Source organism: Paenibacillus sp. FSL L8-0638, from assembly GCF_038593075.1.
Classification (GTDB): Bacteria; Bacillota; Bacilli; order Paenibacillales; family Paenibacillaceae; genus Paenibacillus; species Paenibacillus polymyxa_D.
Genome location: NZ_CP151960.1, coordinates 864,018 through 880,000 on the forward strand (window position 1 = coordinate 864,018; position 15,983 = coordinate 880,000).

Consider the following 15,983-nt stretch of genomic DNA (forward strand, 5'->3'; position numbering starts at 1 on the left):
GCCGATGATGTACTATTTGGGTCTCATTAGCGAATATTTAAAAAATTACATGAAGTCACGGCTCACCTATCGGGCCGACTTTTGGGTAGAAGTTATTTCAGATCTACTGTTTCAGGCCACGAATCTTATTTTTATCCTGGTTATTTTTATGCACACAGACAGTTTGGGTGGCTGGAGTGAAAATGAAGTCGTGTTCGTTTATGGATTTTTTATGGTTCCTTACGGACTATTCAGCTGTTTCGTCAACCTTTGGAACTTTAGCGAGCGTTATATTGTAAAAGGTGAACTCGACCGGGTAATGACCCGTCCTGCGTATAATCTGTTCCAGATTTTCCTTGAAAATGTGGACCCGCCCGCACTGGTCGGCTCAGTGATCGGTCTGATTATTATGGGGATCAGCGGGGCACAGATGGACTTGGCTATGGAGTGGTGGTTCATACCGGCGCTGATCATTTTGAGCCTAAGTGCCGTGGCGATCTATACGGGGATATACACCATATTGACTTCCCTTTCGTTTTTTTCGGATGCGCCGACAGGAATTATTCCGCTCATGTACAATATTCAGGGTTACGGACGTTATCCAGTAACGATCTATAACCGTGCTATTCAGGTTGTGCTGACTTGGATACTACCGTTTGCTTTTGTTGGCGTATATCCAGCCTCCCTGTTCCTTCACCGAGAGGACATGCGCCATATGGCGCTCTTAACTCCAGCGATGGGGATTGTCTTTCTGACCTTGGGCTTACTGGCATGGAACTGGGGAATTCGCCGCTACAGAGGGGCAGGCTCATAGGTTAGGTTATATAAGAATCCCCACAAGATAGGAGATGATGAGATGTCCGCGGCATTTACCGTTATTGGGCAAGCGGCACCGGATTTTGAATTGCCTGGCAGTGAGGGAAAGCATGTTAAGCTGTCAGATTATCGAGGCAGTAGGGTGTTGATATATTTCTATCCCAAGGATTTGACCTCTAGCTGCTCGACACAGGCTTGTGATTTTCGGGATAAACATACGGAGTTTGAAGGCTTGAACACGGTGATTTTGGGGATAAGCCCAGATCCACTCAAGCAGCATGACAAGTTTATTGCCAAGTACGGACTCCCTTTTCAATTGTTATCTGATGAAGAGCATCAGGTCGCTGAGACGTATGGTGTATGGCAGCAAAAACAGATGTACGGCAAGCAGTACATGGGTATTGTTCGGTCTACGTTCCTTATTGATGAAAATGGCATTTTAGTTCATGAATGGCGTGGTTTAAGAGTGAAAGGGCATATTGATGCTGCGCTGGCGTATATTCAGAACATGGTGTAAGTGAAGAATACAAAAAAACCTTTTGGAATCGAATTATGCTTTTCTAAGCATCGGTTTCAAAAGGTTTTTGTTAGTTTCTAAATAGATTCTGCCGTTGTTTCCACTTTTGCTTGCAGAGGTATACCCCCCATAACAAAAGCGGAATGATAAAGCCGTTTGTAATATTCCAGGCTGCCAATGGATAAACAAGAGTTCTTACATAATAGTAAACATTTGGTGTTATTAAAATGGTCATTCCAAACACAAGCCCGCCTGCGGGTATGACGAATGGACGACTATTAGAAATTCGGAACAACTGGGGTGTTCCAAAAGTGAAGGCGTAGAAGAAAAGAACTCCCTTGAAATAGGCAGCCAGTGCCCAGGTTATAGCAACAAGCGATTCAACACGTGTAATATAATTCAGTTCATTAATTTGTGTCGTGAGTACAGAAGAAATGTATGGACTGTAATTGGTCACAAAGGGTCCAATCACAAGAAGGGAGAGCAGCAGAAACAGGCTAATCACGATTCCGCCTATAAGGGAAGCGAGCAACATGTCCTTTTTAAAATGGGCTTTTTTGTTTACATAAGGAAAAACCATGAGCATAATAGACATTCCGGCAAAAGGCATAGCCACGCCTGGAACCATTCCTTTAGCAACAGGAGCTAACCCGTTTTCCAAAACAGGCCGTAAATTAGAAAGCTGAACTTGTGGCAGGAGTGCAAGGATCAGACCAGAGAAGATTAATATATATGCTGGTAATAGCATCTCGCTAACACGACCGTAAGCTTCAATTCCCGCTAGCGCAGTAAGCACCATTAAGGATATTCCCATAGCGAGCAGAACACGCAGAGGGGTTTGTAAAAATAACTGTGTAGTCAGGAAATCGCCTACCTCTCTTGCAATAAGAGCGGTGTTCATTAAAAAATAAAACAAATACCAGCAGGAGACAATGGTTCCGAACACGGGCCCCAAAATTTTGCGGATCGCTTCAATAAGTGTAAGGCTCGGGTAGAGCTCATGAACGCGAACGAGCACGTAAATAACAATTAATCCTAACGGAATGGACAGTATAGAGCTGATCCAGGCATCCTGATGAGCAATATGTGTAATAATAGTCGGATAGATTAAGAGCATATCCCCAATTAAACACATAAACATAAGGATAGTCACTTGCCGAACACTGATACGTGCTTTTTTTGACATTTGTGGCTGCCTCCTTTCTAAAAACCAAATAAATGTGACACAAAAGTGTTAACAGGGTTATAGATTATTTCAATCAGAATCAGCGGGCTTGGCGTAACCTCTAATTTGGCAGCAAGGACACTAAGCCATGTTCCTAATCCAAGCATAATGACGTACACTAACATATCCTTAATCCGACGCTTGCGATACAAGCCTGGTAAATCCTTGGCGGCGATGGCTAAACCGATACAGATGACAGTAATGGTAATCAGCATGACATTGCTCCTTCCGTTAAGGGTGAGGGGGGTTACCCGGGTCCCAGAGTGTGACTGCCTTTTGATCTGAATTTGTATACAACAAGCAGCAGTAGAGGAAGGACAACCGAATCGGTCAAATCCCAATAAATCCAGGCATAGACGATCGTGTCCAGATAGTATGTAATATTGGGTGCCGAAACGATGATCAAACCAAACAGGATCATGAAGCTGGGGCCCAGAAAGGTCCGTACATTGTCTAACCGCAGTAGCTGAGTCATTCCTAATGTAAAGGCATAGAAGTGCAAAATGGTTTTAACAAAGGTAGTGATAATCCAGGCTATGCTCATCATGGACTCAATTCTTTGCAAGAAATTCCCGATACTAATCTTTTTGGATAACGTATAAGAGGTGTACACGCTGTGTTCTGTTACAAAAGGGCCTAGTACCATGATTGAAACAAGTAGCAGCACGCTTAACAAAATGATGCCAAGAAGTCCAGATAGTAAAACGGACTTTTTCAGACCTGGTTGTTTGTTTACATAAGGAAGAATCATCAGTAAAAATGCTAATTCTCCGTATGGATACGAAACTGCAAATAGGCTGCCTTCGATAATCGTAGGAATACCTTGCTCCATTATGGGTTTAAGCTGCTGACTGTCGCATTGTGGCAGTAAAAACAGGATTAAAAATAAAGTGAATGTCAAGCATAATGGAAATAATATTTGAGCAGTACGAGCAATAGGTTCCAGCCCCATATACAGTCCCCACATAAGGACAAGGATTAAGAATAAATTGATCACAGGGAGAGGGGTAACGACGTAAGTTTGGTTATTCAAAAAATCCCCGACTTCTCTTAAATAAATCGCTGAATTCATCAATAAATGAAACAAGTACCATATAGAGATGATAGCGCCTAACCATGGACCCAAAATTCGCTGACAGAGTTGGATGAAGGTGAGATTAGGATAAAGCTGATGTACCCGCAGGAGTAGCCATAGCACAGCTAATCCTGCAGGGATACTTAAAAACGAACTAATCCAGGCATCTTGTTTGGATATGCTTGTAATGATGGAGGGATACACCAATACACAGTCTCCGAAAATACTCAAAAATACGAGTACAGCTATATTCCTGATGCTTATACGCCCTTTCTCCTCCACCATGCTCACTCCTTCATTTGTTTTTGGAATGATTCAAATAAGGTACCAATTTTTTGGATTTTTGTTGTTGCTTTGTATTCAATCTGCAAGTCCATAAATGGATTTTCTTTGGTTTCTTTTATCCTTTTCCAAAGTTCGGGATTGGACTGATGAATCAGCTGACCAAATCCAAAAATGTCTGACTTAAACTCACGTCGTACGGTTTCTACGGAATGCTTTAAAATTTCAACAATTTTTTCATTGCTTGCGGCTTCAATTTCTTTAATATCGGCCATACTGCTTAACTTCATATGCTGACAGTTGACTTCTCGTACAGTGCTGTTGTTGGTAACTGATATTACAATAACAGGCTCTCCATCACGCATTATGACTTTGTTTTTAGTATCACTGTTCAAAGTTAACAAGGCGATATTACCACCTCCCTCGCAGTCGGTATGCCCCATTGTCATCTCCACTTCATTCCGAATATAGTTGAATCCTTTGCTGTCTTGTTCATTCAGCCACCCTAGCAAGCGGTCTTTTTTTAATACACCGATACCGGAGAACCTCAATGTAGTTTTAGGAGATATGCTTGTGGTATCTTCTACGCCTTTGTCTATGGACGATTCTATATCTCCAATAGCTTCCAAAGCAGGCAAAGTAGGCTGGATGTCGGGACTTGCCAGATTGCTAAGCATTTGATCCATGGTTACTTTGGTGGCAGGAGCCCATGTTTTGGTTAAGGTATCCAATGAAGCGAACATTTTGTTAGCTGGTAATTTCTCTTGAGCAGTCGGTATCTTCAAAATCGTGGAAGCCTTATTATTTTTGGCTATCGCAATATAAAAATCACTTCTTGTAAAAGGCTCCCGCATCAAAGCCTCAATCACATCAGAAATTCCTTTTCTTGCATATGCTTCTCCTAAAATCAGCATACGAATATGTGATAAATAAATAGAGCGTGGGCTTGTATCTACCATTTTTTGAATAGCTTCTTGAATCGTGGGCGCTGTGGCCTGATAAGTAACCACCGGGGAGCCTCCACTTGTTGCAGATTTGGAAGCTACTGCAGAAGGAATGACCACCTGAGCTGTCACCTGATACTGGTCTCCTACCATATCCACCCCGATCCCAATAGCGATGCCGAGTTCGTTTAATTCTCTGCGATCCCAGCATCCACCTAATAGTAATGCAATCAGCCCCCAGACAAAGAGTAAATGTATGGTCTGCTTCATGGTTGATCCCTTCTGGTATTTGATTTATTGCCGATCCGTCTTTTTTTCGTTTTTTGGCGGATCGTATTTTGGATAGAGATGGATTGAGGACGTTTCGTCATATGAGGCCAGGGCAAGCGAAACAGCGTATCTTTCATATCGCTTTCCACATAGGGGCCAAACGGACTCATGTAAGATACTCCAAACGATCTCAGACTGGTCAAGTGTAGCAAAACTACGATTAACCCCATCAATATTCCAAGAAGTCCAAAGGCTGCGGCTAGCATCATTAAGGCGAAGCGTATAATACGAACCGCTATCGACAGACCGTTTTCTGGAATAACATAGCTGGAGATGGCGGTGATTGACACGATAATGACCATAGCCGCCGAGACAACCCCCGCATCCACGGCTGCTTGCCCAATGACCAGTGTGCCTACAATCGAGACAGCTTGTCCGACGGTCTTGGGAATTCGGACTCCTGCTTCACGCAAAATCTCATAAGTAATTTCCATAAGCATCGCCTCGACAAAAGCCGGAAACGGTACGCCTTCCCTTTGTGCGGCGAGACTGACCAGTAAGTTTGTAGGAATCATCTCTTGATGAAAGGTAGTTACCGCAATATAAACAGCCGGTGCAAGCATAGCGATAAAAAAGGAAAAGAAACGCAGCAAACGCAGCAAAGTGCTGATGTCAGCACGTTGGTAATAATCCTCTGCTGACTGGAAAAATTGCACGAATAGCGCAGGAATCAACAGAACAAAGGGTGTCCCGTCCACCAAGATAGCGATTCGGCCCTCCAGTAGGCTGGCAGCGACCGAATCCGGACGCTCGCTGTTATATACGGTGGGAAACGGGGTGAAGGTGGCATCCTGAATTTCCTCTTCGATGTAACCCCCTTCCAAAATTCCGTCAATATCAATTCGATCCAGACGTTCTCTCAGTTCCTGAATAACTCCTTCGTCGGCAATTCCCTTGATATACATCACGGACACATTGGTATGGGTCACTTGACCAATCTGTCTTGTTTCCATCCAGAGACGCGGATCGCGGATTCGCCTACGAATTAGAGCTGTATTGGTACGCAAATTCTCGGTAAAACCCTCCATTGGACCCCGTACAACCGTCTGAGATTGGGGTTCGCTGACATTGCGATCCTCCCAACCGACCGCATCAATCCATATGCCTTTGGTGTATCCGTCCAGCAAAATGATAATACCGCCGGATAGCATCCGGTTGAATAGGTCATCCATTTCGTCCAAACTGCCGGAGTTACCAGCAATTAATACTTGATCCTTTAAATAGTCGAACGGTTCCGCACCCTCCGGTACATGATGTTCGTTTACCCGCATTAATGAACGGAGAACGGAATCATGGAGCAATTGAGTATTGACCAGACCATCAATATAAAATAGAGCTGCTGGCCATTTTTGCATCCATAATAGCTCTTTAATGATTACATCTCCGCTGTTTCCAAAGGAGCTTTCGATATGATTCACATTATCCTTCAAGTTAGAGGACACATGAGTAAGTGGACAACTTTTATTCTGATTTGGCATACGTAAAATCCTCCGATATTGGAGTTTGTTGGCTTAGTATGCTCTGAATATATGAATTTATGCCTTGCGATTATAGAAACGAATACAGTCTGACATTCGCGATTTGCTCCGGTGAAGGGAGGACTGGTATGTCTTTTGTTGCTGGGGATTTTACTTATGGATTAAGCGGTAGTTGGCTGGCGGGATAGGGGACATTTGTCTGGATACATTATTAATGCGGGAGACCCTATTGTATTTACAGGGTCCATTGTTGGGCATGCTGACGGCGTGGAGTCAAGGAATCATCGGACTTCTATGCTTGGTGCAGGGGTGGCGATTGAAATGATGGAGCCGCGTACGTTGGGTTTGGCTGGAGGTGCGGGGTTTATTGTGATATCTATCGTGATTTTGATGTATTATGCAAGGACTCGTAGCCGCAAGGCAGCATGAGTGTGATTACTTCGTGTCATCCTTGTTGCTGGTTTTCACCGACTTTTCGGATTTGCGTAGCGAGCTAAATAGGAAGCTTCTCCACCGGTAAATAATATACAGCAGGATTATGAACCCAACGACTCCCGCAATTCGCAGTGCATACAGCTCTACCAAATGGAAAATGGCATCCCATTGGGGACCAAACAGCTTGCCGATGCTTAGAAAGAGGATGACCCAGAATAAAGCGCCGCTGTAAGCATACAAGACAAATTTACGGAAAGAAAGAGCAATAATTCCGGCAAAATAACCGGTAAAATGCCTGACACCGGGGATGAAATATCCAAGGAAAATAAGCCAGTATCCATATCGTTGAAACCATTTTTGTGTTTTCTGAAGCTTGTCCGGCGATAACAAAATCCATTTACCATATTTCTGAATAAAGGGGAGTCCAGCCCACTTTCCGATAAAGTAGGTAATAGTCATACCGATGGTCGTGCCCAAAAAAGCTAGCAGCATCAGTTTACCGAAATCCAGGGTACCGGCATAGGAGAGATATCCCGCATAAGCCATGGTGGTTTCCCCGGGAAATGGTAAAGCAATAAACTCAAGCAGCAAGCCGAAAAAAAGGACGCCGTAGCCGTATTCTTCGAACAATTGCGCGATCCACTTCAGCACATCCATCGTTTACACTCCTACGAACAGATTGAGTATTTTAGAATCAATTCATTTTAACAATCTTTTCATGCCCGCTCAACTCCGGTTGAATTCTTGACGTCTTGTTTTATCGTTGCGTATAATGAAACGAACAATTGAGGGAGGCACGGTAATGAATAAGCCTAATGAAATCGTTGTAGTTCTCGACTTTGGAGGACAATACAACCAGTTAATCGCAAGAAGAATTCGGGATCTCGGCGTATATAGCGAGCTCCTTCCATACAATACGCCTGCGGAGAAGCTGAGAGAGCTGGCGCCAAAAGGGATTGTTTTCTCAGGCGGACCTTCCAGCGTATATACAGACAATGCTCCTCAGGTGGATCGGGCAATTTATGACCTGGGCATTCCTATCTTTGGTATTTGTTATGGCATGCAGCTGATGGCTCACCAACTGGATGGTAAGGTAGAACGTGCGGGCAAGCGTGAGTATGGCAAAGCAGACGTGCAATTCAATCAGGATGCCCGCTTGGCTAAAGGACTGGATTCTCGTCAAACCGTATGGATGAGCCATGGGGATCACGTAACAGATCTGCCAACCGGCTTTACACTGGATGCAGGAACAGAGAGTGCGCCGATTGCAGCGATGAGTAACCTGGAGCGGAATCTGTATGCGGTGCAATTCCATCCAGAGGTACGTCATTCCGTTCAAGGTAACGAGATGATCAGCAACTTCCTTTATGAAGTGTGCGGTTGTGAAGGCAACTGGACCATGGAATCGTTTATCGAAGATCAGATTCGTGAGATTCGCCAACAGGTAGGCGACAAGAAAGTATTGTGTGCCTTAAGCGGTGGCGTGGATTCTTCCGTTGTAGCGATGCTTATTCATAAAGCGATTGGTGACCAACTGACGTGTATGTTCATTGACCATGGATTGCTGCGCAAAGGTGAAGCCGAAAGTGTAATGGAGACGTTTGTTGGTAAATTTGATATGAAAGTTGTCAAAATTGACGCACGTGAGCGCTTCTTGTCCAAGCTGGCAGGAGTCGATGATCCGGAACAAAAACGTAAAATCATCGGTAACGAGTTTATCTATGTGTTCGAGGAAGAATCTTCTCAATTCGACGATTTTACTTTCCTGGCACAGGGTACGCTGTATACGGATATTGTAGAGAGCGGAACAGCAACGGCACAGACCATTAAATCCCATCATAATGTGGGTGGTTTGCCGGAGAACATGAAGTTCAAGCTGATCGAGCCGTTGAATGCCCTGTTCAAGGACGAAGTGCGTAAAGTCGGCGAAGAATGCGGACTGCCAGCTGAGATTGTATGGCGTCAACCATTCCCAGGTCCGGGTCTCGCCATTCGTGTGCTGGGTGAAGTGACAGAGGACAAGCTAACCATTGTTCGTGAGTCGGATTACATTTTGCGCGAGGAGATTGCTAAAGCCGGTCTGGACCGGGAAATCTGGCAATACTTCACCGCTTTGCCGAATATGAAGAGTGTTGGCGTTATGGGCGATGCTCGTACGTATTCTTACACTGTAGGTATTCGTGCAGTAACCTCCATCGACGGTATGACTGCTGACTGGGCGCGTATTCCTTGGGATGTGCTGGAGAAAATCTCCGTTCGTATCGTAAACGAAGTGGATAACGTGAATCGTATCGTGTACGATATTACTTCCAAACCACCAGCAACGATTGAGTGGGAATAAGCGTGGAGACTTCCGCGCCGTAACCATGAATCCTTTAAGATTTACCAATACAACATCAGGACTCCTCCGTATCGGCGAAGTATCGCTATGCGGTTGGAGTCTTTTTTTTTTTCAGGGGCAAGGTCGAAACCCTTGCTCGGGAAAGTTTACTGTACGGTAACTTCAATCGACGGGGAAATGAAGTCATTTGTTGTTGCAAAACGGAATATGAATTTGAAACAAGGAGATATTATTCAATGGTAATGTATCTCCTTTTTTATATGGTTTTATTAGATTCAAGCTATAAATAGCTTAAATCAAGTATGAAATTAAACGTTCACCTCTTTTTCATGTTATCCTCCAATGGTGTCATGTTTTGATACTAATATATTTTATAATTTATCTAGATTAAAGTGTTACATATCCCGTTTTATTAAACGCTGTTCTAAGGAGAATAAAGAGATGAAAAAATTATTTTTGTCGTCCTCATTTAAGGATGTTGCACCATGGTTAGTCCATTTCGCCGGTGAAAACTTGGAAGGAAAAAAAGTCACCTTCATCCCAACCGCAAGTATTCCAGAGAAAGTTAAGTTTTATGTGGAATCAGGAAAAAAAGAATTAGAGAATTTAGGATTAGTCGTGGATGAAATCGAAATAAGCACAGCAACCTGGGATGAAATAGCGAGTAAAATTAGAGGAAATGACTATATTTATATTACCGGAGGCAACACATTTTATTTACTTCAAGAGTTAAAAAGAACCGGGGCTGACAAAATCATTGCTGAAGAAGTTAATGCAGGGAAATTGTATATAGGCGAATCTGCAGGTTCTTTGATTTTATCACCGAATATCGAATATGCCCGACTTATGGACAATGTGCAGGAAGCGCCTGCTTTGGATTCCTTTGTTGCGCTCGGGATCATTGAATTCTACCCAGTCCCCCACCATACGAACATCCCGTTTAAAAAAGCGGTGGAGAGCATCATTGAGGAATATGGCAGCCAATTAAATTTATATCCAATCAGCAACGCGGAAGTTATTTTGGTTGAAGGTGATAGGATAAAAGTTGAGAACACATGACTTCATTAAAAAGGCAGCACAATATAAAGAACATTCAATTCCACATGTATCGTGGTGCTGAATGTTCTTTTTTTTATAATTCTACCTTACCATACAATCTTTTTCCCGGTTGCAGCCGATTCCTCGATGCGATCCAGTAGCTGATGCAGCTTTAAGGCGTGGTTGAAATCAGGAGCGAGACGGGTGCCCGTCAAAATATCCTCGGCAAATACATGATGAGCCTTGGCTACATTCAGGGTTACCCCTTCTTTTGGGAAATCCAGGCCACCATCAGGCTCAGCAGTTATACTTATTTGTTCAAACGCTCCATTAGGACCATGACTCTGCGTACTGCTTGGATCGTACGCAAGTTTTTCGAGCGTCAGATTCCCAAATTGAACATGCCCAAGCGTAGGATTCTGTGTCAAACGCAAAATGCCCTTTTTCCCCTGAATCTCTATCTCAAACTTAGAATTCACTCCGCCCTGAATGTGAACGGATATCGGCGCCCCCTTTTCCAATAGTCCGTGAATCAGAATCTGATCGGCTGTATCCTTGGAAATGACTTCACCCGTTTCCTGAATAGTGGCTTCGTTATAGCGAGATGATGTGATGGCCGATAGCTCGCGGAATTCGCCAACGATGTATTGCAGCGCATCCAGAGAATGCCCGCCGTTAATCGTCAGCAGATTAGCGCCATTAGCTCTGTTCAGCAAATAAGCAGTGTCCTGATTTACTTGTCCTCCTTTGCCGGAAGTAGCTACTTGCATATGACAGGATAGAATTTCACCAATCTCTCCGCTCTCCACCAATTTTTTCATCGTTTGCACTTCGAGATCCTGCCGTGCCTGCAAGCCGACGGTATGGTGAATGCCTGCCAGTTCCGCCGCCTTGGCCATTTCAGCAGCTTCCGCAGTGTTTGCCCCCAAGGGCCATTCACAAAAAATATGCTTTCTCTCTTGAATTGCCGCCATCACCGCCTCATAATGATGGGGAACTTTTACGCTCACCACGACCATGTCCACATCCTCGGAAGCTGCGAGCTTTTTGGCATCATCAAAAGCCAGTGCCGCCCCTACTTCTTCTGCACTTTGTCGTGCACTCTCCATACGGGAGGTACCGACGGCAGTGATATCCAGGTTTGAGTGCTTGAGCAACGCCGGAATATGCGTTTGACTAGCCCATTTATTATTCATCGAACCTCCTACGATACCTGCACGAATCTTCTTTATTACCATGTTGCCATACCTCCTAATTTTTAAATGAGGGTGGAAAGTAGCGTCCAAGGTCAATATAATACACTTAACTCATAAATAATAATGCTTGTTTATGATATAGGTATCATTTTATTTGATGGGAGGTGAAGGGATGGATATTGAAAATATGCAGGCATTTGTTTCGGTGGCAGAGCTGAGAAGCCTGACAGAAGCTGCCCAAAAGCTGAATCATCTGCAATCGAATATGACGGCTAAAATAAAGAAGCTGGAGGCCCATTACGGCACAGCGTTATTTTACCGAAAGCCCCGGGGTATGGAGCTGACACCTGCAGGAGAAATCTTATATGCTCAGTTCAAGCAAATGTTGTTGCTGTGGCAAGACACGGAGATGAAAATGAGACCGCAGGAGGAAAAGCTGCGCATCGGTACGATGCAGTCCATTGTTGCGGGGGAAACAACAAGGGCGCTTACGAAGGTATACGAGCTGTACCCGCAGGCCTCGGTTACATTAAAAACCGGAACCACCACGGAAATGGAACGATTGATTCTCGACGGCGAGCTCGATATTGCTTTTGTTACGGGGTATCCCACCAACCCGTATATTCATTATCAAAAAATATGCCGTGAAGAGCTGGTGCTGGTGGGGAAAGGCATACATGAAGGATCAGACCTCAAACAGGTTCTGCAAGGAGCGTCTATTATCATATTGTCGGATAGTTGCCTGTATCTCACGCAATTGGAGAAGTTGTATCAGGACATGCGATTGACCCATGGCGAGGTGGTGGAGGTCGGTGTGTTTGATACGATGGTGGAATTTTCCTTGATGGGAATGGGAATCACCCTTATGTCCAAAAGGCTGGCGCGGCAATTCAAAGTAACATCCTATTTGCCCACTCCCCCAACCTTTGGCTACATGGATACATATTTAATAACCCGGCCAAATCACGAAATGACAGCGATTGAACATAAATTTATCGAAATCAATAATACGATCTAATAGAGTAGGAGTGGAATTAGATTGACAAATAATCAGGGCAAGTACCAAGGTAGCCATGCCGTATTCCTGGGCGATAGCATTACGTTTGGATATGAATTACGTGATGGAGAAAAGCCTTACCCCCACCTCGTGAGTGATGCATTAGGATTCCAAACTTTTGAGAATCATGGCATATCCGGTAGCGGTGTAGCCAGCGGCGGCTTTGAACCGATGTGTGAGCGCTATGAGAAAATGAACCCTTATGCGAACGTGATCTTTTTTATGGGGGGAAGAAACGATTTTTCGATGGGAGAAATATCGTTCGGTAGCTTGGATACGCCATCGACAGAAACGCGTACGTTTTATGGTGCGCTCAAGCATATTGCCGAAGGATTAATTAACCGTTACCCGGACAAGCTGATCGTCTTTTTGACCCCGCCTCACGGATCAAGTGATACCGTTCCTGAGCATCTGCCTAATGCTATCACAGGTCAAGTCTATAGCGCGTATGCACAGGCCGTGAGAGAAGTGGCCTCACTGTATTCTTTCCCGTGCTGCGATCTGTGGAATATCGCTGGAATTCAACCACTGTTGCCTGTACATAAACAGATGTACTTTACAGGGGAAAATGGTATCCCTGACGGCCTGCACCCGAATCAGGCAGGCCACGAGCGGATGGCAGCCCGTATTATCGGATTTATGAATACACTGTAATGTATGGACTATTTCATCGTTTCATCGAATGACCCTACTAACTACAAATTCTAGAATGCTCGGACTATTCGTTTAGCTTGAGCGTTTTTTTGTAATTGTAGACCTTGCTTCCATACGGATCTATAACCATGGCTTTCATATTCATTTCCTCCTCGCACATTTACATATTCTTCACATTGCTAGACATACGCTGTAGAACATTTGTCAAAGCCACAATTTCCTCATCTGTAAACTTACATAGCAGCTTTTCCTGAAAGGTTTGTCTTTGCTCTGACAAAACTTGTAGCTCTAGAACCCCTAATTCGGTCAAACGTATATAGGTTACACGCTTATCCTGCTCCTTTTTACTACGTAAGATCAGACCTTCCTCTTCCAGCTTTCTCAGATGTCGAGTCACTGCTGCACCATCCAGAACGAGCAGATGTTGGAGCTGCAGCTGACTTAGTTCCTGACGATGGTCAATATGATACAAAATTTCGACCTTAGTAAAACTGGTTTTTAACTGTGCTTCAAAAGCGTTATTCATTTCTTTACATAAAAGATGCATGCGATAAAACAACTGGCTTTTTTCAGAGCAATGTTCGATAACAAACTCTCCTCCTAATACTTGACCTATCAATTGATGCATCAAGTATTATACACCCTCACTAAAAATAAACAAGCCCGAGACAAGTATATAAAAGGATGAATTGAAAGGAAGAGAAGTGCCTACTCCTATACCACAGGCTCATCAGGTTGTAGTCAAAGTGGCGGCTACTTCCATCAATCCAATTGACTGAAAGCTGCGTAAAGGTTACTTAAAACAAATGATGGATTGGGAGTTCCCGATTATTTTAGGCTGGGATGTCGCCGGTACTATTTCGGAAGTAGGCAGCGAGGTCACCGATTGGAAAGTGGGAGATGAAGTGTTCTCACGCCCAGACACCACCCGATTCGGTACTTATGCCGAGTATACCTTGATGGATGATCGCCTGCATGCACGTAAACCTGCCTCAATTTCTTGGGGGGAAGCCGCTTCAGTACCTTTAGCGGGGTTGACTGTTGGAAACCTGTACTCTGAGAACCTGATCTGGGAAATATACCGGACACAGCGAATGCCTTTGATAAGTATAAAAATATCTGATTCCTCTAAATGATAACCCGTCAGTTGCATAATTGCTTGCGGGTTTTCTGTTTTCCGAACAATACATATATGTTCAATTTGTAACATTCGCTTTTTCTGTTGACAAGCAGTAGGTGAGAGCCTAAAATAACGAATGTAATAATATAGCGCATTGAATGCGAATATTACTTCAAACGAACGACAACAATACGAGTATGCTTTGCGTAGGAGGAATTACGACTCATGGAGCGTTTCTTTAAATTAAAGGAACATGGCACGAACGTCCGCACAGAAATTATAGCGGGGATTACTACTTTTATGACCATGGCTTATATTTTGGTGGTCAACAATACCTTTTTAGGTCCGACTGGAGCAGGTATGCCCAGTGAAGCTGTCTTTTTTGCGACGGCCGTAGGTGCAGGTTTGGTTACCATCCTGATGGGGTTATTCGTTAATGTGCCGATCGGCATGGCGCCGGGTATGGGCTTGAATGCTTATTTTATGACTGTAGTCCTGAGTTCCAATGGCATGATTACTTGGCAAGCGGCACTTGGCGCTGTATTTATATCCGGTATCGTCTTTCTGATTTTAACTGTGACACGAGTAAGACAGATGCTGCTTGTTGCGGTTCCGGAAAATTTAAAGACAGCTATTACAGTAGGTATCGGCTTGTTTATTACGATTGTCGGCTTCAAGCTTTGTAATCTGGTTATGGTGAGTATCGTTCCAGGGACAGATGTTGGTCAACCGGTTCCGGGTCATGCTTTTAATTTGATTTTGGGAAGTCTGGTACATCAAAAGGATGCACTGCTGGCCCTAATCGGATTGCTTATTATCGCAGCACTGATGGTCGTTCGGGTCAAAGGTGCATTGCTGATTGGGATCGTAGCTACTACATTAATCGGTATTCCGATGGGAGTAACGAATCTGAGTAGCTTGACAACAGGCAACTGGATTCCTGATTTCAGTAATTTGGCTGTAGGCCAGTTAGACTTGAAAGCAGCTTTGCATATTGGTCTGTTTGATATCATTTTCATTTTCACATTTGTAGAGTTGTTTGATACGTTCGGTACCTTGGTAGGTACAGCTACTCGCGCGGGTATAATGAAAGATAAGAAAAAAGGCGAGAAAATTATCGGTAAAGCGATGCTGGTGGATGCTGTTGGCGTAAGTACCGGTGCTGTATTGGGTACAAGTACGATTACAGCATTCGTAGAAAGCTCCGCAGGGGTAGAAGAAGGCGGACGTACCGGACTGACTGCTGTAACGACAGGTGTTCTGTTCTTGTTGGCCCTGTTTATTGCACCGTTGGCTCTGGTTGTGCCTTCTGCCGCTACTGCTCCAGCTCTGATTATTGTTGGGGTCCTAATGATGAGTCAGGTTCGCAACATCGACTGGGATAACTTCCTGTTGGCGTTTCCTGCATTTCTGACTATCGTGCTGATGCCTTTTACAGGTGGAATCGCGAATGGTATTTCTGCTGGTATCCTGTCTTACGTTGTACTGGCTGTATT

At 44.1% G+C, this 15,983-nt stretch carries 16 protein-coding genes and 1 pseudogene (1 of these 17 only partly in view); 9 read left to right on the forward strand and 8 right to left on the reverse strand.

Going from position 1 to position 15,983, the window contains the following annotated elements; all coding sequences use genetic code 11:
* Positions 1 to 4 precede the first annotated feature (4 nt).
* Positions 5 to 793 (forward strand): ABC-2 family transporter protein, encoded by a 789-nt coding sequence (locus tag MKY35_RS03860; protein ID WP_342445639.1) that lies wholly within the window; start codon positions 5 to 7, stop codon positions 791 to 793.
* Positions 794 to 835: 42 nt separating this feature from the next.
* Complete coding sequence (bcp, locus tag MKY35_RS03865; RefSeq protein ID WP_342445640.1) at positions 836 to 1,312, forward strand: thioredoxin-dependent thiol peroxidase; 477 nt, start codon at positions 836 to 838, stop codon at positions 1,310 to 1,312.
* A 70-nt stretch (positions 1,313 to 1,382) separates the two neighbouring features.
* Here the strand turns inward: bcp and MKY35_RS03870 are convergent, their stop codons facing one another.
* The 5 genes from MKY35_RS03870 to MKY35_RS03890 are packed head-to-tail and all read right to left on the reverse strand — an operon-like array spanning position 1,383 to position 6,646.
* Positions 1,383 to 2,498 carry an endospore germination permease gene (locus MKY35_RS03870; RefSeq protein ID WP_342445641.1) on the reverse strand — a complete coding sequence of 372 codons (1,116 nt, stop codon included), beginning with the start codon at positions 2,496 to 2,498 and terminating at the stop codon, positions 1,383 to 1,385.
* A 17-nt stretch (positions 2,499 to 2,515) separates the two neighbouring features.
* A complete protein-coding gene (locus tag MKY35_RS03875) occupies positions 2,516 to 2,752 on the reverse strand; it encodes a hypothetical protein (protein ID WP_342445642.1) in 237 nt (78 codons plus the stop codon).
* Between the two features lie 32 nt (positions 2,753 to 2,784).
* Positions 2,785 to 3,897 (reverse strand): endospore germination permease, encoded by a 1,113-nt coding sequence (locus MKY35_RS03880; protein WP_342445643.1) that lies wholly within the window; start codon positions 3,895 to 3,897, stop codon positions 2,785 to 2,787.
* A gap of 2 nt (positions 3,898 to 3,899) precedes the next feature.
* Positions 3,900 to 5,108 (reverse strand): Ger(x)C family spore germination protein, encoded by a 1,209-nt coding sequence (locus MKY35_RS03885; RefSeq protein WP_342445644.1) that lies wholly within the window; start codon positions 5,106 to 5,108, stop codon positions 3,900 to 3,902.
* Positions 5,105 to 6,646: a spore germination protein gene (locus tag MKY35_RS03890; RefSeq protein ID WP_342445645.1), complete on the reverse strand. Its 1,542-nt coding sequence runs from the start codon at positions 6,644 to 6,646 to the stop codon at positions 5,105 to 5,107. The genes MKY35_RS03885 and MKY35_RS03890 overlap by 4 nt, the downstream gene beginning before the upstream one ends.
* A gap of 195 nt (positions 6,647 to 6,841) precedes the next feature.
* Between MKY35_RS03890 and MKY35_RS03895 the strand changes: the two genes are divergently transcribed.
* Entirely contained in the window at positions 6,842 to 7,075 is a 234-nt protein-coding gene (locus MKY35_RS03895) for a hypothetical protein (protein WP_039270691.1), read from the forward strand.
* A 6-nt stretch (positions 7,076 to 7,081) separates the two neighbouring features.
* Here MKY35_RS03895 and MKY35_RS03900 read toward each other — a convergent pair whose 3' ends face one another.
* Complete coding sequence (locus tag MKY35_RS03900; RefSeq protein WP_342445646.1) at positions 7,082 to 7,738, reverse strand: DedA family protein; 657 nt, start codon at positions 7,736 to 7,738, stop codon at positions 7,082 to 7,084.
* A gap of 145 nt (positions 7,739 to 7,883) precedes the next feature.
* Here MKY35_RS03900 and guaA point away from each other — a divergent pair, with 145 nt between their 5' ends.
* Together guaA and MKY35_RS03910 are read left to right on the forward strand one after the other, a co-directional pair.
* Positions 7,884 to 9,422 (forward strand): glutamine-hydrolyzing GMP synthase, encoded by a 1,539-nt coding sequence (gene guaA, locus MKY35_RS03905; RefSeq protein WP_013308777.1) that lies wholly within the window; start codon positions 7,884 to 7,886, stop codon positions 9,420 to 9,422.
* Between the two features lie 441 nt (positions 9,423 to 9,863).
* Positions 9,864 to 10,481, forward strand: coding sequence for a Type 1 glutamine amidotransferase-like domain-containing protein (locus MKY35_RS03910; protein ID WP_342445647.1), 618 nt, complete (start codon positions 9,864 to 9,866; stop codon positions 10,479 to 10,481).
* Between the two features lie 86 nt (positions 10,482 to 10,567).
* Here MKY35_RS03910 and MKY35_RS03915 read toward each other — a convergent pair whose 3' ends face one another.
* Positions 10,568 to 11,698, reverse strand: a complete 1,131-nt coding sequence (locus MKY35_RS03915) for a Gfo/Idh/MocA family oxidoreductase (protein WP_342445648.1) — start codon at positions 11,696 to 11,698, stop codon at positions 10,568 to 10,570.
* A gap of 130 nt (positions 11,699 to 11,828) precedes the next feature.
* On the opposite strand from MKY35_RS03915, the gene MKY35_RS03920 reads away from it, so the two are divergent.
* Both MKY35_RS03920 and MKY35_RS03925 read left to right on the forward strand, forming a co-directional pair.
* Entirely contained in the window at positions 11,829 to 12,674 is an 846-nt protein-coding gene (locus tag MKY35_RS03920; protein ID WP_342445649.1) for a LysR family transcriptional regulator, read from the forward strand.
* Between the two features lie 21 nt (positions 12,675 to 12,695).
* The gene (locus MKY35_RS03925) at positions 12,696 to 13,367 is read left to right on the forward strand and encodes an SGNH/GDSL hydrolase family protein (protein WP_342445650.1); all 672 of its coding nucleotides are present in this window, start codon (positions 12,696 to 12,698) and stop codon (positions 13,365 to 13,367) included.
* Positions 13,368 to 13,527: 160 nt separating this feature from the next.
* On the opposite strand, the gene MKY35_RS03930 is transcribed toward MKY35_RS03925, so the two are convergent.
* The gene (locus MKY35_RS03930; protein ID WP_342445651.1) at positions 13,528 to 13,998 is read right to left on the reverse strand and encodes a MarR family transcriptional regulator; all 471 of its coding nucleotides are present in this window, start codon (positions 13,996 to 13,998) and stop codon (positions 13,528 to 13,530) included.
* 58 nt (positions 13,999 to 14,056) lie between these two features.
* Here MKY35_RS03930 and MKY35_RS03935 point away from each other — a divergent pair.
* Together MKY35_RS03935 and MKY35_RS03940 are read left to right on the forward strand one after the other, a co-directional pair.
* Positions 14,057 to 14,407 (forward strand): annotated as a pseudogene (locus tag MKY35_RS03935) (alcohol dehydrogenase catalytic domain-containing protein); the annotation flags it as partial.
* A 305-nt stretch (positions 14,408 to 14,712) separates the two neighbouring features.
* Positions 14,713 to 15,983 carry the 5' portion of an NCS2 family permease gene (locus MKY35_RS03940; protein WP_023987039.1) on the forward strand. It continues 100 nt past the right edge of the window, so 1,271 of the gene's 1,371 nt are visible here — the first part of the coding sequence; the start codon lies at positions 14,713 to 14,715; its stop codon lies off the right edge, out of view.